Origin of the sequence: Nonomuraea cypriaca (assembly GCF_015645445.1) — a bacterium.
Classification (GTDB): Bacteria; Actinomycetota; Actinomycetes; order Streptosporangiales; family Streptosporangiaceae; genus Nonomuraea; species Nonomuraea cypriaca.
The window spans coordinates 1-16,093 of the sequence record NZ_JADOGI010000236.1 but is presented as its reverse complement, the minus strand read 5'-3'; the positions used below and the strand labels follow the sequence as shown (position 1 = coordinate 16,093).

Annotated in this window: 16 protein-coding genes; 7 read left to right on the top strand and 9 right to left on the bottom strand. The window is 70.3% G+C overall.

Annotated elements, in window-relative coordinates:
• Positions 1 to 34: 34 nt before the first annotated feature.
• Both ITP53_RS45690 and ITP53_RS45685 read left to right on the top strand, forming a co-directional pair.
• Positions 35 to 577 carry a DUF305 domain-containing protein gene (locus ITP53_RS45690; protein ID WP_195901735.1) on the top strand — a complete coding sequence of 181 codons (543 nt, stop codon included), beginning with the start codon at positions 35 to 37 and terminating at the stop codon, positions 575 to 577.
• 9 nt (positions 578 to 586) lie between these two features.
• On the top strand, positions 587 to 1,261 hold the full coding sequence (locus ITP53_RS45685; protein WP_195901734.1) for a phosphotransferase: 675 nt from the start codon (positions 587 to 589) through the stop codon (positions 1,259 to 1,261).
• Positions 1,262 to 1,263: 2 nt separating this feature from the next.
• Here the strand turns inward: ITP53_RS45685 and ITP53_RS45680 are convergent, their stop codons facing one another.
• From ITP53_RS45680 to ITP53_RS45660, 6 genes are all read right to left on the bottom strand, one after another.
• A complete protein-coding gene (locus ITP53_RS45680; protein ID WP_328817914.1) occupies positions 1,264 to 2,058 on the bottom strand; it encodes an SDR family oxidoreductase in 795 nt (264 codons plus the stop codon).
• A 46-nt stretch (positions 2,059 to 2,104) separates the two neighbouring features.
• Positions 2,105 to 2,731, bottom strand: coding sequence for a phosphotransferase (locus ITP53_RS45675; RefSeq protein ID WP_195901732.1), 627 nt, complete (start codon positions 2,729 to 2,731; stop codon positions 2,105 to 2,107).
• Between the two features lie 48 nt (positions 2,732 to 2,779).
• Positions 2,780 to 3,460, bottom strand: a complete 681-nt coding sequence (narI, locus tag ITP53_RS45670) for a respiratory nitrate reductase subunit gamma (RefSeq protein WP_328817911.1) — start codon at positions 3,458 to 3,460, stop codon at positions 2,780 to 2,782.
• Positions 3,457 to 4,014 (bottom strand): nitrate reductase molybdenum cofactor assembly chaperone, encoded by a 558-nt coding sequence (gene narJ / locus ITP53_RS58570; RefSeq protein WP_236051929.1) that lies wholly within the window; start codon positions 4,012 to 4,014, stop codon positions 3,457 to 3,459. The genes narI and narJ overlap by 4 nt, the downstream gene beginning before the upstream one ends.
• On the bottom strand, positions 4,011 to 5,603 hold the full coding sequence (narH, locus tag ITP53_RS45665; RefSeq protein ID WP_207757360.1) for a nitrate reductase subunit beta: 1,593 nt from the start codon (positions 5,601 to 5,603) through the stop codon (positions 4,011 to 4,013). The genes narJ and narH overlap by 4 nt, the downstream gene beginning before the upstream one ends.
• A 215-nt stretch (positions 5,604 to 5,818) precedes the next feature.
• A complete protein-coding gene (locus tag ITP53_RS45660; protein ID WP_195901729.1) occupies positions 5,819 to 9,319 on the bottom strand; it encodes a nitrate reductase subunit alpha in 3,501 nt (1,166 codons plus the stop codon).
• Positions 9,320 to 9,530: 211 nt separating this feature from the next.
• Here ITP53_RS45660 and ITP53_RS45655 point away from each other — a divergent pair, with 211 nt between their 5' ends.
• Positions 9,531 to 11,219 (top strand): ABC transporter ATP-binding protein, encoded by a 1,689-nt coding sequence (locus ITP53_RS45655; protein WP_195901728.1) that lies wholly within the window; start codon positions 9,531 to 9,533, stop codon positions 11,217 to 11,219.
• A gap of 1 nt (position 11,220) precedes the next feature.
• Positions 11,221 to 12,978 (top strand): ABC transporter ATP-binding protein, encoded by a 1,758-nt coding sequence (locus ITP53_RS45650; protein ID WP_195901727.1) that lies wholly within the window; start codon positions 11,221 to 11,223, stop codon positions 12,976 to 12,978.
• A gap of 98 nt (positions 12,979 to 13,076) precedes the next feature.
• Here the strand turns inward: ITP53_RS45650 and ITP53_RS45645 are convergent, their stop codons facing one another.
• A complete protein-coding gene (locus tag ITP53_RS45645; RefSeq protein WP_195901726.1) occupies positions 13,077 to 13,355 on the bottom strand; it encodes a winged helix-turn-helix domain-containing protein in 279 nt (92 codons plus the stop codon).
• Positions 13,356 to 13,448: 93 nt separating this feature from the next.
• On the opposite strand from ITP53_RS45645, the gene ITP53_RS45640 reads away from it, so the two are divergent.
• Positions 13,449 to 13,931, top strand: coding sequence for a hypothetical protein (locus tag ITP53_RS45640; RefSeq protein WP_195901725.1), 483 nt, complete (start codon positions 13,449 to 13,451; stop codon positions 13,929 to 13,931).
• A gap of 23 nt (positions 13,932 to 13,954) precedes the next feature.
• Positions 13,955 to 14,164, top strand: coding sequence for a hypothetical protein (locus ITP53_RS45635; RefSeq protein ID WP_195901724.1), 210 nt, complete (start codon positions 13,955 to 13,957; stop codon positions 14,162 to 14,164).
• A 74-nt stretch (positions 14,165 to 14,238) separates the two neighbouring features.
• Here the strand turns inward: ITP53_RS45635 and ITP53_RS45630 are convergent, their stop codons facing one another.
• Entirely contained in the window at positions 14,239 to 14,697 is a 459-nt protein-coding gene (locus ITP53_RS45630; protein ID WP_195901723.1) for a MarR family winged helix-turn-helix transcriptional regulator, read from the bottom strand.
• 67 nt (positions 14,698 to 14,764) lie between these two features.
• Here ITP53_RS45630 and ITP53_RS45625 point away from each other — a divergent pair, with 67 nt between their 5' ends.
• On the top strand, positions 14,765 to 15,646 hold the full coding sequence (locus ITP53_RS45625; RefSeq protein ID WP_195901722.1) for an MBL fold metallo-hydrolase: 882 nt from the start codon (positions 14,765 to 14,767) through the stop codon (positions 15,644 to 15,646).
• Between the two features lie 252 nt (positions 15,647 to 15,898).
• Here ITP53_RS45625 and ITP53_RS45620 read toward each other — a convergent pair.
• Positions 15,899 to 16,093, bottom strand: a 195-nt coding sequence (locus ITP53_RS45620) for an alpha/beta hydrolase (protein ID WP_195901721.1), incomplete at its 5' end; no start/stop codon positions are given.

Genomic DNA, 16,093 nt, shown 5'->3' with positions numbered 1-16,093 from the left:
CGCCCGGACCCCTTTCCTGTAGGAGGTCCTTCCGGTGCTCAGGGGTTTCTCGTGCCTGCTGCTCTTCGCGGTCCTGCTGGGCTGCTCCGCCCCCGGGGAGCCGCCTGCGCCGCGTTCGACCGACGTGCGCTTCACGACGACCGACGTGGCCTGGCTGCAACTCGCCGACGCCCTGCACACCCGGGCGCTGCCCGTCCTGGAGCTGGCCGAGGACCGCGCGGCCGACCGGCCGCTCGCCGGCCTGGCCGCCCGGCTCGGTGACCGGCACGAGCGCGAACGAGCCCGGCTCCGCGACCTCCTCGCCCAGGCCCGCGTCACCGGCGAGAACCCGCACGCCGCCCATGACATGCCGGGCATGCCCACCTCCGACGACCTGCGAACGCTGACCGGCTCCGACGGCGACGCGTTCGACCGGCGGTTCGCCGGGTTGCTGCGGGCGTACCTGGATCAGTCGGTGCTGATGGCGAAGGGGGAGCAGAGCGCGGGCGGCGACCGGGAAGTGCGGGAGCTGGCGGCCGTCATGGAGCGGGAGCACGCCGCCGATCTGGCCGATCTGGAGCGGATCGCCCCGACGTAGGGTGTTCGAATGGAGATCGGTGAGTTGCTGGGGAAAGGGCGCAGCGCCGACGTGTACGCGCTCGACGACGAGCGGGTGCTGCGCCGCTACCGGCTCCCCTTGGACGCGCGCCGCGAGTCGGCCGTCATGGAGTACGTCGCCCAGCACGGCTTCCCGGTGCCCCGGGTCCACCCCGCCGAGAGGCCGGCCACCGACCTCGTGATGGAGCGGCTGACCGGGCCGACGATGCTGCGGGCGCTGATCGACGGCGAGATCACCATCGAGGAGGCGGGCCGGACGCTCGGGCGGCTGCTGCGGCGGCTGCACGAGATCCCGGCCAGGTTGTCCGCCGACCCCGCCGACCGGATCCTGCACCTGGACCTGCATCCCGACAACGTGCTGCTCACCCCGCGCGGGCCGGTCGTGATCGACTGGTGCAACACAGAGGAGGGGCCACCGGCGCTGGACCACGCCCTGTCGGCGGTGATCCTCGCGCAGGAGGCCGTGCACCCGGAGAACGAGCTGGCGGCGCCGGCGCGGTCGGTGCTGGCCGCGCTGCTCGCGGAGCTCGGTGACACGGTGGACACGGGCGAGCCCATGGACCGGGCGGCCGCCAGGCGCGCCGCCAACGCGACGCTCACCAAGCGGGAGATCGACCTCCTGGACGACGCCGTGGCCCTGATACGTCGGCTAGGGGCGAACTGAGGTCACTCCTGCCAGGCGCCCGCGGCGGCGGCTTCGGCGGCGTACGTCTCGAAGGGCTTCGGGGCGCGGCCGGCGACTTCGAGCACGGCGTCCGAGACCGGCTGGTCGCCGTGCTCGCGCAGCGCGGCGAACGTCTTTGCGTCGCGCATCGCCTGTCCTGAGAAGTTCTGCGCGGCGAGGTAGTCCTCGTCCGTCCCCAGGTAGGCGACCTCGCGCCCGGCCGCCCGGCCGACGATCTCCACTGCCTCGCCGAACGTCAGCGACTGCGGCCCGGTCACTTCGTAGACCCGCCCCGCGTGGCCGTCCTCCGTGAGGGCGGCGACGGCGACGGCGGCGATGTCACCGGCGTCCACGAACGCCTGGCGTACGTCCCCGAGCGGAATCACCACCTCGCCCGCCATGACCGCCGGCCGGAGGAAGCCCTCGTCGAAATTCTGGTCGAACCAGCTCGGCCGCAGGATGGTCCACGCGGCGCCGCAGTCGCGGACGGTGCGCTCGGCGGTCAGCAGGCGCTCGTCGCCCATGGTCTCGATGCCCGAGCTGGACAGCAGCACGACGCGCTCGACGCCGCGCTCCACCGCGAGGGACACGAACGCCGGGTCCACCGGCGTGCCGTCGGGGGCCATGAGATACATGCCGGACACGCCGGAGACGGCCGCCTCCCAAGTGCCGGGCTCTGACCAGTCGAACCTGGTCCCGCCGTTCCTGGAGGCCGCGCGGACGGTGTGGCCGGCGGCACGCAACCGGCCGGTCACGCGCCGGCCGGTGGAGCCCGTCGCTCCGAGTACGAGAATCACGCCGTCCGTCATGCCCCGAGATGGGCAAAGGCCACCGACAGAACCGTCAAAGGCCCTCGGTCCACGCCTCGGTGACGGCGAGGCGTTCGTGCCACGACTTCTCGCCGTCACCGCCGGGCTCCCAGCGGACGCAGAAGTCGAGCAGGTCGCGGCAGCGCGCGACCATCGCCTCGTGGCGCTCGGCCCAGGCGGGGACGGGACCGTCGTAGGAGTCGAAGAAGTGCGGGAGCAGCGGCACGTGCTCGGGGTGGTGGGTGCGGACGATCCACTCGCACCACGCGAGGTCCTCGACCGGCCGGCCCGGGTGGGCCCACTCCCAGTCGAGGATCGCGGCCGTCTCGAACGTGGCCGGGTCGAACAGCAGGTTCTGCGGGCCGAAGTCCCCGTGGACGATGCCCAGCCGGTGGATGCGGCTCAGGATCCGCCCGCACTCGGTGAACACCTCCGTCACGCGGCCCTCGTCCAGGAGATCCTGGCCGTGCGCGCCGGAGACGAAGCGGGTGCTCAGGCTCGTCGAGGTGATCTGGTGAACGCGCGGGACCGGGAGCCGCCCGCGCAGGCGGCGCAGGTATCTGCTCTCCGTGCCGAGCCTGAACGCCGCGTCCGGGCCCTGGTAACACTTCACCACCAGGGCGCCGTCGCCGACCGTGCTGTTGGTGTACCCGTGCTTCACAAGGGTCGATTCTGGCCTACTCGCACCCCTGCCGGAGCCGTGCGGCCGCTATCGGGTCCGCCTCCGATACACGATGTAAGGACGGAACAAATAACCCAACGGGGCTGAAAGGGCGTGGACCAGGCGGCTGACCGGGAAGAGTACGAACAGCGCCATCCCGACCAACGTGTGCAGCTTGTAAAGACCGCTCGCGTTCCCCATCGCCACGGTGTCCGGCTGGAGTGTGAGCACCCCGCGGAACCACGGCCCGACCGTGGTCCGGTAGCTCACCACGCTCGGGTCGAACCCGGCCACCGTGGTCACCACACCCGTGACGATCGCCGCCGCCAGCACCAGATACATGATCTTGTCATTGACCGTGGTGGCCGTGAAGACCGGGCCGTTGACGCGGCGGCGGTACACCAGCAGGCCCAGCGCCACCAGGGTGACCACGCCGGCCACCCCGCCCCAGAGCAGCGCGTTCACGTGGTAGGCGTCGTTGGACACGCCGATGGCGTTGGTCCAGCGCACCGGGACGAGCAGGCCGATCACGTGCCCGACGATCACGAACAGCAGCCCGTAGTGGAACAGCGGGCTTGCCACGCGCAGCAGCGGGCTCTCGTAGAGCTGGGAGGAGCGGGTGGTCCAGCCGAACCTGTCGTACTTGTAGCGCCAGATCAGCCCGCCGATGAATATCACCAGGGTGACGTACGGTGCGATCACCCAGAGCGCGCTCTCACCCCAGGTCACAGGTAGCCTCCCACGGTCTCGGCCGGCGGGCCGCCCCTGGCCAGGCGGGCGGCCTGGGCCCGTTGCGCGGCGGTGATCGGCGGCAGGGCCGCGCAGACCGTCCCGATCACGTGCGCGTACGGCGAGTCGCGCTCGGTCAGGGCGGTCAGCAGGAGCTCCAGGCCCGCCCGGTGCTCCGCCAGCACGCCCGCCCCCGAGGGATCGACCGCGGCGAACTCCAGCATCACCGGCAGGAAGTCGGGCAGTTCGTCGTCCATCAGCTCCCATCCGGCCGTGCGGTAGCGCCGTTTCAGCGCGGCCAGTGACTCGCCGCGGCGGCGGGTGTCGCCGTCGGCGTAGTAGGTCAGGTAGAGGCAGCAGCGGCGCTGCAGGTCGAACGTCTCCACGTAGTGCGCGGCCAGCTCGCCGTGACCGAGGTCGGCGGCGCGCGTGAGGAACGCGGCGAAGTGCGGCTCCGCCGCCTCCCTGATCAGCGGCAGGCGCCGCCAGAAGCGTTCGTCGGGATAGGCGAGCAGGTGCGCGGCGGCCTGCCAGACAACGGTCCTGTTGATCATGACTTCCCCTTTTTCGGTGGGAAGAGGCCGGCTGGGGTGCCCCGGCCGTCCCAGTTGAGGAGGTTCACCCGGTCGTGGCTGATCTCGTCGCTGGTCTGGCGCTGTTTCAGGCCGTGGAAGCTCTCGATCGAGACCGGGACCGGGCGGCCCGACGCCTCGCCGAACGGCGGCTGCATGCCGGGGCCCCCGTCGTAGTCGAGGCTGCAGCCGGCCTCCTCCACGACGCCGGGCGCGTTGCCGTAGGCGGTCGGGATGACGTAGCGCTCCTCGTACTTGGCCAGGGCCAGCAGCCGGTACATCGCGAGGAGGTCGTCCTCGCTCAGGCCCACGTCGGCGAGGACCGGCTGCTCGCCGAGGTTGACCGCCCGCATGTACGACCGCATCGCGGCCAGGCGGCGCAGCGCGGCGGTCACGGGAACCGGGTCGCCGGCGGTGAACAGCTCGGCCAGGTAGTCGACGGGGATCCGCATGGACTCGATGGCGGCGAACAGGTTGTCCGCGTCCTCGCCGTCGTGGCCGGTCCCGGACAGCGCGTCCACGACGGGGGAGAGCGGGGGGACGTACCAGACCATCGGCAGGGTGCGGTACTCAGGGTGCAGGGGGAGGGCTATCCGATATTTCGTGATCAGGTCATAGACGGGTGACCTGCGGGCGGCCTCCACCCACTCGGCCGGCAGCCCGGCGTCGTCGACCGCCGGATCGTACGGGTCGACGAAGACGCCGAGCTGGGCCTCGTACAGGTCCCGCTCGTCGGCGACCGAGGCGGCCTCGGTGACGCGGTCGGCGTCGTACAGCAGGACGCCGAGGTAGCGCAGGCGGCCGACGCACGTCTCGGAGCAGACCGTGGGCAGCCCGACCTCCACCCGGGGGTAGCAGAACGTGCACTTCTCGGCCTTGCCGGTCTTGTGGTTGAAGTACACCTTCTTGTACGGGCACCCCGTCACGCACATGCGCCAGCCGCGGCAGCGGTCCTGGTCGACCAGGACGATGCCGTCCTCCTCCCGCTTGTACATGGCGCCCGACGGGCAGGAGGCCACGCACGACGGGTTGAGGCAGTGCTCGCAGATGCGCGGCAGGTAGAACATGTACGCCTGCTCGAACTCCATCCTGACCTGCTCCGACACCTTGGCCAGCACCGGATCGGGGCTCGGGTCGCCGCCGAGGTTGTCGTCCCAGTTGGCGCTCCAGCTGATCTTCTCCGGCTGGTTGCTGATCAGGGATCTGGGCGGGGCCACGGGGACGTCGCCGGTGAGAGGGGCGTTGGTGAGGTTCTCGTAGTCGTAGGTCCAGGGCTCGTAGTAGTCCTGGATGGAGGGCATGCGGGGGTTGGCGAAGATGCTCAGCAGCTTGCGGAGGCGGCCGCCCGCCCGGAGTCTGAGCCGGCCCCTGCCGTCGCGCACCCAGCCGCCCCGCCAGCGGTCCTGGTCCTCGTAGCGCCTGGGGTAGCCCTGGCCAGGGCGGGTCTCGACGTTGTTGAACCAGACGTACTCCATGCCTGGCCGGTTGGTCCAGACCTGCTTGCAGGTGACCGAGCAGGTGTGGCACCCGATGCACTTGTCCAGGTTCATCACCATGGCGACCTGAGCCATGACGCGCGGGCTCATTGGTCGCTCACCGCGTCGGGTTCGCGCGGGCTCATTGGTCGCTCACCGCTCCTCGTTCGCTTCGCGGGCGCTCCTTCGTCGCGACCACTCCGCTCACTGCGTCGGGTTCGCGCGGGCTCATTGGTCGCTCACCGCTCCTCGTTCGCTTCGCGGGCGCTCCTTCGTCGCGACCACTCCGCTCACTGCGTCGGGTTCGCTCATCAGTACTCCGCTTCCTGGGCCCGGCGGCGGATGGTGGTGATCTCGTCGCGCTGGTTGCCGGTGGGGCCCAGGTAGTTGAAGGCGTACGAGAGCTGGGCGTAGGCGCCGATCATGTGCGTCGGCTTGATGAGGATCTGCGTGAGCGCGTTGTGGATGCCGCCGCGCCGCCCGGTCGCCTCCGACTTCGGCACGTCGATGAGCCGGTCCTGGGCGTGGTGCATGTAGACCGTGCCCGGCGGCATGCGGTGGGAGACCACCGCCCTGGCCACGACCACGCCGTTGCGGTTGACCGCCTCCACCCAGTCGTTGTCCGATACGCCCAGCTCGGCGGCGTCCTGCGTCGACATCCAGATCGTCGGGCCGCCGCGCGACAGGGACAGCATGAGCAGGTTGTCGTGGTATTCGGAGTGGAGCGACCACTTGTTGTGCGGGGTCAGGTAGCGCAGGGTGCCCGTCTCGCCGCACAGGGCGGCCAGGTCGAGCGGCGGGCGGTAGACGGGGAGCGCCTCGCCGTACTCGTGGATCCAGTCGTGGTCGAGGAAGAAGTGCATGCGGCCGGTGAGCGTGTGCCAGGGTTTGCCGTGCTCGACGTTGATCGTGAACGGCGAGTAGCGGCGGTCGTGCGACTCCTTGCCCGACCACTCGGGGCTGGCGGCGACCTGGGTCGGCCCGGCCTGGGTGTCGGAGAAGACGATGCGGTGCCGCTCCTGGGCCACGCCGGCGAAGCTCACGCCCGTCCGGTCGGCGAGCTGCCTGAAGCCCTGGGCGGCCAGCCTGCCGTTGCTCACCCCCGACAGGGCGAGGATCGTCTCGCACGCCTTGACGTCGGTGTCGAGCTCCGGCCTGCCCTTGGCCACACCCCTGGGTACGAGGCCACAGCGCCGGCCCAGCCAGTCGACCTCCCGGTCCGGCATGAACGTGACGCCCTTGACCTGGATGCCGAGCCGCTCGGTCAGCGGGCCGAGCGCGGCCAGCTTCTCCGCGGTCGCGCCGTAGTCGCGTTCGACCAGCTGGAGTTCGGGTGTGTCCGGCCCTGGATGGGCGATCTCGCCTGGGGTGTCGTGCTGGTACGCGACCGCCACCACGTCCCTGCGGACCCCGAGCCGGTCTCTCGCCAGGTCGCTGAAGGTCCGCGCGATGGCGTGAAAGGCGGAAAAATCCGTCTTCGTCTGCCAGGGCGGGCTGATCGCCGGATTGAACGCGTGCACGAACGGGTGCATGTCCGTGGAGGACAGATCGTGCTTCTCGTACCAGGTGGCGGCGGGCAGCACGACGTCGGAGAAGATCGTGGAGGACGTCATACGGAAGTCGAGAGTCACGAGCAGATCCAGCTTGCCCTTCGGCGCCTCCTCGTCGGGGTGGTCCAGGTTGGAGGCGGTGCCGAGGAGGTGGTGCAGGAAGTACTCGTCGCCCTTGGCGGACGCGCCGAGCAGGTTGGAGCGCCACAGGGTGAGGACGCGGGGCCAGTTGCGCGGGTCGTCCGGATCCTCGGCGGCGAGCCTGAGCCGGCCCGAGCGCAGCTCCTCGCGCGTGTAGGCGATGGGATCGTCGGCGTCGCCCAAGTCCAGCGGGTTGCGGTCGAAGGCCGGGGACATCGGCATCCAGCCGTTCGCGACCGCCTCCGTCACGAGGTCGGCGGCGTGCTTGCCGCGGAAGGCGCCAGGGGCCAGGGGCGAGGCCAGCTCGCCGGCGTGGAAGCGTTCGTAGCGCCACTGATCGGTGTGCAGGTACCAGAACGGCGTGCCCGGCACCTGCCGCGGCGGCCTCGACCAGTCCAGCGCCCCGGCCAGCAGCGCCCAGCCGCTCTGCGGGCGGCACTTCTCCTGCCCCACGTAGTGCGCCCAGCCGCCGCCGTTGCGGCCCTGGCAGCCGGTCAGCAGGAGCAGGGACAGGAACGCGCGGTACATCGTGTCGCCGTGGAACCACTGCGTGGTGCCCGCGCCCAGGATGATCATGCATCTCCCGCCGGTCGACTCCGCCGTCCTGGCGAACTCTCTGGCGATCTTCACCGCTCGCCGCGCCGGTACGCCGGTGATCGGCTCCTGCCAGGCCGGCGTGTACGGCTCCGCGTCGTCGTCGTAACCGGTGGGCCAGCTCCCTGGCAGCCCGGGGCGGCCCACCCCGTAGTGGGCCAGGAGCAGGTCGAACACCGTGGTGACCAGGTGCTCGCCCACGCGCATGACCGGCACTCCCCGGTGGGCCGAGTGGCCGCCGTCGAAGCGGGGGAGCAGCACCTCGGCCGTCTCGCCGCCGTACAACGTGAGCTTGGGGGTCGTGTCGAGGTTCAGGTTCCAGCGGCCCGCGCCCGAGCCGGTCCAGCGGAAGCCGACCGAGCCGTTCGGCACCACGGGCTCGCCGGTCTGCTCCGAGACGAAGACCGTCTTCCACTCGGCCGCCTCCTCCTGCGAGCCCAGGTCCTTGGCGGTGAGGAACTTGCCGGGGACGTACGAGCCCATGTGGCTGCGCAGCGTCACGAGGAAGGGCAGATCGGTGAAGCGCCTGACATAGTCGGTGAAGTACGGCCGGGCGCGCTCGACGAAGAACTCCTTGAGCAGCACGTGCCCCATGGCCATGGCCAGCGCGCCGTCGGTGCCGGGCCGCACGCTGAGGAACTCGTCGGCGAACTTGGCCGCGTCGCTGTAGTCGGGCGCGACCACGACGACCTTCTGGCCCCGGTAGCGGGCCTCGGCCATCCAGTGGGCGTCCGGGGTGCGGGTGACGGGGACGTTCGACCCCCACATGATCAGGTACGCGGCGTCCCACCAGTCCGCGGACTCCGGCACGTCCGTCTGGTCGCCGAACACCTGCGGGGAGGCCACGGGCAGGTCGGCGTACCAGTCGTAGTAGGAGAGCATGGTGCCGCCGATCAGCGACACGAACCGGGCGCCGATGGCCTGGGAGACCATCGACATGGCGGGGACGGGGGAGAAGCCGGCGACGCGGTCGGGGCCGTACGTCTTGATGGTGTGGACGTGGGCCGCGGCGATCAGCTCGGTGGCCAGGTCCCAGCTGATCCTGACGAGGCCGCCGTGGCCGCGGGCCTGCTGGTACTTCTCCCTTTTTTCGGGATTTGTCGTGATTTCGGCCCAGGCGGCTACCGGGTCGCTCAGGCGGCGCCTCGCTTCTGCGTACATCTCGACCAGGACGCCCCTGGCGTACGGGTAGCGGATCCGGGTCGGCGAGTAGGTGTACCAGGAGAAGGCGGCGCCGCGCGGGCAGCCGCGCGGCTCGTACTCCGGGCTGTCGGGGCCCACGCTCGGGTAGTCGGTCTCCTGCGACTCCCAGGTGATGATGCCGTCCTTGACGAACACCTTCCACGAGCACGAGCCCGTGCAGTTGACGCCGTGGGTCGACCTGACCACCTTGTCGTGGCTCCACCGGTCGCGGTAGAAGGTGTCGCCCTCGGTGCCGCCGGTCAGGTAGAGGGTGTGCAGGTCGCCGCTCGTGACCGACCTGCGCAGGAACCGGCCGGTCTTGAGAAGGAGATCTTCGGCGCTCACACCCCCACTTCATCACACATGGTCACGCTCTGTTACACAGGGTGCATGTCCGAGCTTCGTAAAGGTCAGGTGCGGAACCTGGCTCTGGCGCGTCCGGGAGCGAGGGACCCGGCGCGCGTCCCGGAGGATCCGGCGGCGCTTTTGGGCGGGGCCGGCACACGTGGAAAACCGATTGCCGAGTCAGGGGGCGGCAAGCCAATCTTGTCAGGCTATGCGCTCCCTTCCTGACGCCGATCCTGGCGTGCCCGACATACGCAGCCCGTTCCGCTTTCTGTGGTGGAACGCGCGGCGTCAGTCGGCTGCTCTGCTCGCCGGCATCGGGTACGCGACCCTGTGGTGGCTGGTGCAGGCGTTGATGCCGGCCGTGCTCGGCAAGGGGATCGAGGCCGTCACCGCCAAGGACACAGAAGGGTTGCTGGTCTGGGCGGCCATCCTGCTCGCACTCGGGTTGCTGCAGGCGTTCACCGGGATCATGCGGCATCGGATGGCCGTCTTCAACTGGCTGGCCGCCGCCTACCGCACCGTACAGCTGACCACCAGGCAGGCCGCCGGGCTCGGCGCCACGCTGCCGAAGCGCCTCTCCACGGGGGAGGTCGTCGCCGTCGGCAACTCCGACATCGCCCACATCGGCAGCTCCATGGACATCCTGCTGCGCGGCATCGGCTCCATCGTGGCGATCGTCACCGTGACCGTGATCCTCATCACGACGTCGTTGCCGCTCGGGCTGCTCGTGCTGTTCGGCGTGCCGCTCATGGCCGTAGCCGTGGGGCCGTTGCTGAGGCCCCTGCACAAGCGGCAGGCCAGTCACCGCGAGCTGACCGGCGACCTGTCCACCCGGGCCGCCGACATCGTGGCCGGGCTGCGGGTGCTGCGCGGGATCGGCGGGGAGCAGGTGTTCGCCGAGCGCTACCGCGAGGAGTCACAGCGCGTACGCCATGCCGGGGTGCGCGTGGCCGGGGTCGAGTCGGTGCTCGAAGCGGCCCAGATCGTGCTGCCCGGCATTCTCATCGCGGTCGTCACCGGGATCGGCGCCTCCTTCGCCGTCGCGGGCGAGATCCCCGTCGGCCAGCTCGTGGCGTTCTACCTGTACGCGGTGTTCCTGATCGGCCCCATGCGCACCCTCACCGAGGCCGCGGACAAGCTCACCAAGGGCCACGTCGCGGCCGGCCGCGTCATCCGGATCCTGTCGATCGAGCCCGAGGTCACCGGCGGCACCGGGAGCAGCGTGGGCGGCGTGCTGCGCGACTCGTACAGCGGGGTCACCATCCAGCCCGGCTCGCTCACCGCCGTCGCCGCGAACGCGCCCGAGGACGCCATCGCCATCGCCGACCGGCTGGGCCGCTACGCCCACGGCGACGTCACCTTCGGCGCGGCCGACCTGGCCACGCTGCCCATGGACGAGGTTCACGCCCGGATCCTGGTCGCCGACAACGGCGCCCGGTTGTTCACCGGGAAGCTCCGCGACGAGCTGGACGTTCGCGGTGACGCCTCCGACGAGCAACTGCGCCAGGCCCTCGAGGCGGCCTGCGCCACCGACATCGTGGAGGCCCTGCCCGAGGGGCTCGACGCGCTGGTGGCCGAGGCGGGGCGGGAGTTCTCCGGCGGGCAGCAGCAGCGGCTGCGGCTGGTCAGGGCGTTGCTGGCCGACCCCGAGGTGCTCATCCTCGTGGAGCCCACCAGCGCCGTCGACGCGCACAGCGAGGCCCGCATCGCCGAACGGCTGGCCAAGGCCCGTGCCGGTAAGACCACGCTGGTCTGCACCACCAGCCCGCTCGTGCTCGACCGCACCGACCACGTGATCTACGTGGAGGACGGCCGCGTGCTCGCCGAGGGCGCGCACCGCCACCTCCTGGACAACTCACCCGAATACGCCGCGACCGTCACCCGAGGGGAAGACTGACATGGCCCGCGAGATCCTGCCGGTCGCCGACCGGAAACAGGTGCGTGCCTACGCCAGGCGCCTGACCCTGAAATACCCGCGCCGGCTCGCCGTGGCCCTGCTCCTGCACGGCCTGGCCGCCGGCGCAGGGCTGGTCGTCCCGTGGCAGCTCGGCGGCCTGGTGGAGCAGGTCGAGTACGGCGCCGAGGTGAACGTCCTCCTCGTGGCCACCGTCATCGGCGCGTTCCTGCTGCTGCAGGGCCTGCTCATGCGGTACGCCGTGCTGGCCTCCGCCAGGCTCGGCGAGAAGGTGCTGGCCGAGTTGCGCGAGGAGTTCGTGGACCAGGTCCTCGCGCTGCCGCTGTCCACCGTCGAACGGGCCGGGGCCGGTGACCTGATCACCAGGACCTCGCGGGACGTGGACTCGCTGTCGCGCACCGTACGCCACGCCGTACCCGAGACCCTGATCGCCCTGGTCACCTTCGTGATCACCATTGGCGCGCTGCTGCTGGTCAGCCCGTTGCTCATGCTGCCCATGCTGCTCGCCGGGCCGCTGCTCTGGGCCTCCACCCGCTGGTATCTGAAGCGGGCGCGCGACGGCTACCTCCGCGAGAACGCCGCCTACGCCGACATGACCGAAGGGCTGGCCGAGACCGTCGAAGGCGCCCGCGCCGTGGAGGCGCTGGGGCTGCAGGACCGTCGCCGGGCGCGTGCCGACGACGACATCCGGCGCTCGTACGGGGCCGAGCGGTACACCCTCGGGCTGCGCGTCGTGTGGTATCCCATCGTCGAGCTGGGCTACGTCATCCCCGTGGTGAGCGCGTTGCTGGTCGGCGGGCTGTTCTACACCAACGACTGGGTCACGCTCGCCCAGGTGACCTCCGCCGCGCTCTACGCGCAGCAGCTCATCGATCCGCTCGACAGGTTCCTGATGTGGATCGACGAGCTGCAGGTGGGCGGCGCCGCCATGGCGCGGCTGCTCGGCGTGGCCAACGTCCCGGACGACCGCGCGACCTCCTCCTCGCAGCCCTCTGGTGAGCTGCTGGAGGCCGACGACGTCCGCTATGCGTACCGCGAGGGGCGCGACGTGCTGCACGGCGTGTCGCTGACCGTCCAGCCCGGCGAACGGCTGGCCATGGTGGGCCCGTCCGGGGCGGGCAAGTCCACCCTGGGGCGGTTGCTGGCGGGCATCCACGGGCCGCGCACCGGGGCCGTGACCGTGGGCGGCGTGCCGCTGGTCGACCTGCCGCTGGACGATCTGCGGGGGCACGTCGCGCTGGTCACCCAGGAGCACCACGTGTTCAAGGGCACCGTACGCGACAACCTGCTGATCGCCCGGCCCTCCTCCTCCGAGGCGCAGGTACGCGACGCGCTGGCGGCGGTGGACGCGCTGGACTGGGTGCTGGCGCTGCCTTCAGGACTGGAGACCGTGGTGGGATCCGGTGGACTGGCCGTCTCGCCCGCGCAGGCACAGCAGCTCGCGCTGGCCCGGCTGGTGCTCGCCGACCCGCACACCCTGGTTCTCGACGAGGCCACCTCCCTCATCGACCCCCGGGCCGCCCGGCATCTGGAACGCTCCCTGGCCGCCGTACTGGACGGGCGCACGGTGATCGCCATCGCGCACCGCCTCTACACGGCGCACGACGCCGACCGGGTGGCCGTGGTGGAGGATGGACGGATCAGCGAACTGGGCTCACACGACGAACTGGTCGCCGAGGGCGGCTCGTACGCGGCCCTGTGGAGCAGCTGGCACGGCACCCCAACAACTACCCGCTCCTAACTCCCCGCCGGTTCATCCGGGCGGCGGACTTGGACCGGGGGAGTGCATCGCGTCCCCAAAGGCGATCAGCCATGGCCATGCCGTATTTGGTAGGTGGTTCAAGCTTCTGGCCACTGCTCCGCTGGCTTCACGTACGTGCCCTTCGCCGGCAGCGTCACCACGTACCCACGGTTGCGGAGCTCCTCGATGGCTCGGCGAGCAGTTCCCAGCGCCACGCCGTACTCCTCAGCGAGCGCACGTTCCCCTGACAGGCGGGCGCCGGGCGGCATCTGCCCGGCCTTGATGCGGGCCTCGATGTGCTCGGCCATCGCTGCGTAGACGTACGTCGCGACGACCGCCTCGGGGTCGAACTCGGGAATGTCCTGCTCACCTGCCATACACATCACCCTAGAGGGGTACTCACCTGCCTATACGTGGAGGTAGCGGCCTAGCGCTTTACGCCGCTCTATGCCGCGTCATGTGATCCACGCATGGCCATCAAGCCCGTCCCTGAGATCCCGGAATGCACGGTCACGCGCGACGACGTCGGCGTGCTACACCTCACCCACGAGAGCGGCAGGACAGCCACCGCCCACACCGAGCGCGGCGCGATGCTCGTCGGGATGGCGTTGCGGATCCTCGCCGAGCACGCGGAACCCCAGCCTTCGGGTATGCGGCCCATTCACATTGATTGGCGCTTCGAAGACGACGCCATCCCGTTCAACGTTCAGGACGGGTTCATGGGCAATCGGTTGTGTCTCGACTGCGGGGCCGGACTGGACCTCACTCTGGGCGGGTGGGCGAGCGGGAACGGCACCGAGTGTCCCCGCCGTGGCGTTGGTCATCGAGTGGAGCGGGTCGTCGTGTTGGGTCCGCCGCCGGACGGGTCGAGGCCGGGGCTGGAGATCTGGACGGGAGGGCCCGGCTCGCACGAAGTGGGGCAGGTCCTTCCGGAGCCCGATGACTGCTCGTGAAGGGCGCCGTCATCGCCGTGTGGATGGATAGGGAAGGCCGGCTGTGGATGGACGCCGGTGAGGTGCATCCGCAGACCCGCGACCCGATCATCGAGTTGTTGAACGGCGCGGACAAGGGCGCGCTCCGCCGGGTCGACAAGGAGTTCGGCCCGCTCGAACGGCTCGGCGTGCGGAGAGGCCGCAGTCCTCGGTGCCAGAGCGCACCTGCTGAACCGGCCGGGCCGCTCACTTGAGCCCTCTGGTGTTGCTGCGGCTCCAGGGGGTGGGTTGCCCCGGCTGGGACATGCGGCCTGTGCGCCCAGCGGGACTAGCCTGTCGCGCGGTTGAGCAGGTCTTGGAGGGTGGACTGTTCCTGGGGCGTGAACACGGCCATGGGCGAGCCCTCGGTGAGCAGCTCGATGAGTCGCTCGCGGAGGGCGGTTCCCTCGGGGGTCAGGACGAGCTGTTTGGCGCGGCGGTCGCTCGGATGGGGACGGCGTTCGACGATGCCCTGCTGCTCCAACCGGTCGACGACGAAGGTGGCGTTGGACGGCTCGCAGCACATTCGTTCGGCCAGCTCCCGCATGGTCATCGGGCCGGTGAGCTCGCGCAGGGCGGTCGCCTGAGCCGTGGTGAGGTCGAGCGCCGTCGCCCGCTCCCGCACGTGTGCCTCGATCTGCCTGGCCAGGGCGTTGACGAGGCCGCAAAGGTTCCGCTCGGCGATGGCGCGGGCTTCGGCGGCCTTGTCGGCGCCGGCGCGGGGCTCGGCGGCCTCAGACGTCGTCATGTCAGCCAGGTTATCTCAAGTCTGCATATTTGCAGCTTTAATAGTTCTAGTTGTAAGTTTTTTCGGCATGAAGATCCACGAAGAGCGCTTGCGCCGACCGTCTTCCATCCGTTCATTGCAGCTCGGCGACCTCAAGCTCAGCTATGTGTCAGACGGGGTGGTGCAGCTCAAGCCGTATGGATGGCTGCCCGGCACCACGAAACAGGACTGGGACGACCACGCCGCTTTCCTCGACGACACGGGCAACCTGGCGGGCAGCATCGGCGGACTGCTGGTCGAGCTCGGTGAGAGGGCCCTGCTGATCGACGCCGGGGTGGGGCCGTTGTCGTCACCCGACGACCCGGACAATCGGCGGATCGGGTCGATCCGTGGCGGTGACCTGCTGGACAGCCTCGCCAAGCTGGGCCGCCGACCGGCGGACATCAAGGCGGTGGCCTTCACCCACCTGCATCTCGACCACCTGGGCTGGGCATGGCACCCCGCCCCGGACAGCGACATGACCGCGTTCACCGGCGCGGACTTCCTGATCTCCGAGCCGGAGTGGACGCAGCGTCGCCTGAGCATCGAGCAGGGCACCACCGATGAGATGCTCGCCCGGCTGGCTCCCCGAGTGCGCACGATCGGCGACGGCGAGGAGATCTTCCCGGGCGTCCGGATGTCGCTGACCCCTGGGCACACGATCGGGCACGCCGCCTACACGATCACGTCCGGCGGGCGACGGCTGATCGCCTTCGGGGACGCGCTGCACTCGCCGGTCCAGGTCGGCCGCCCGGACTGGTCGGCCGTGTCCGACCTGGACTCGGCGGAGTCGACCGCGCACCGGCGCCGGATCGTCGAAGAACTGCTGCACCCGGACACGATCGGCTTCGGAATCCACTTCGCCGACGTGCCATTCGGCCGCGTCGGCACCACCGCCGACGGCCGCCCGACCTGGCACCCGGTGGCGTGACCATCGACCCACTCACAGCTGGCAGGCCCTCCAGTGCGTTGCGAGACCGTCGGCAGCCGTGGCACTCCGCCCACGTTCGAGATCATTTCCTTGAACGATCTTCCGTCCGTTCAAGGAAGAGGCTCTTGTCGCCGCCTCTGGCTCTTCCGCTGCCGGCGAGATGTGCCTTGACCGGTTTCGGCGGCAGCCAGGGGTGACTGGGGGCGGCCGATCAGCCATGGGTTCGACGGGAGCCGGGGTGGTCGGGGCTGGTCAGCAGTTTGTGGTCTGGGGTGGCAGGGTGCCGTAGGTGAAGTAGCGGTTGATGTGGTCGCGGGCGCAGGCGTTGTTGCCGTAGAGGGTGTGGCCGGGGCCGTCGTGGTGGATGGTGGCGCTCCCGGGGACCTGGGACAGGACTCGTTTGACGGCGTCCGACTCGCCCCAGGCGCCGGCGCCCAGCATCGGTGG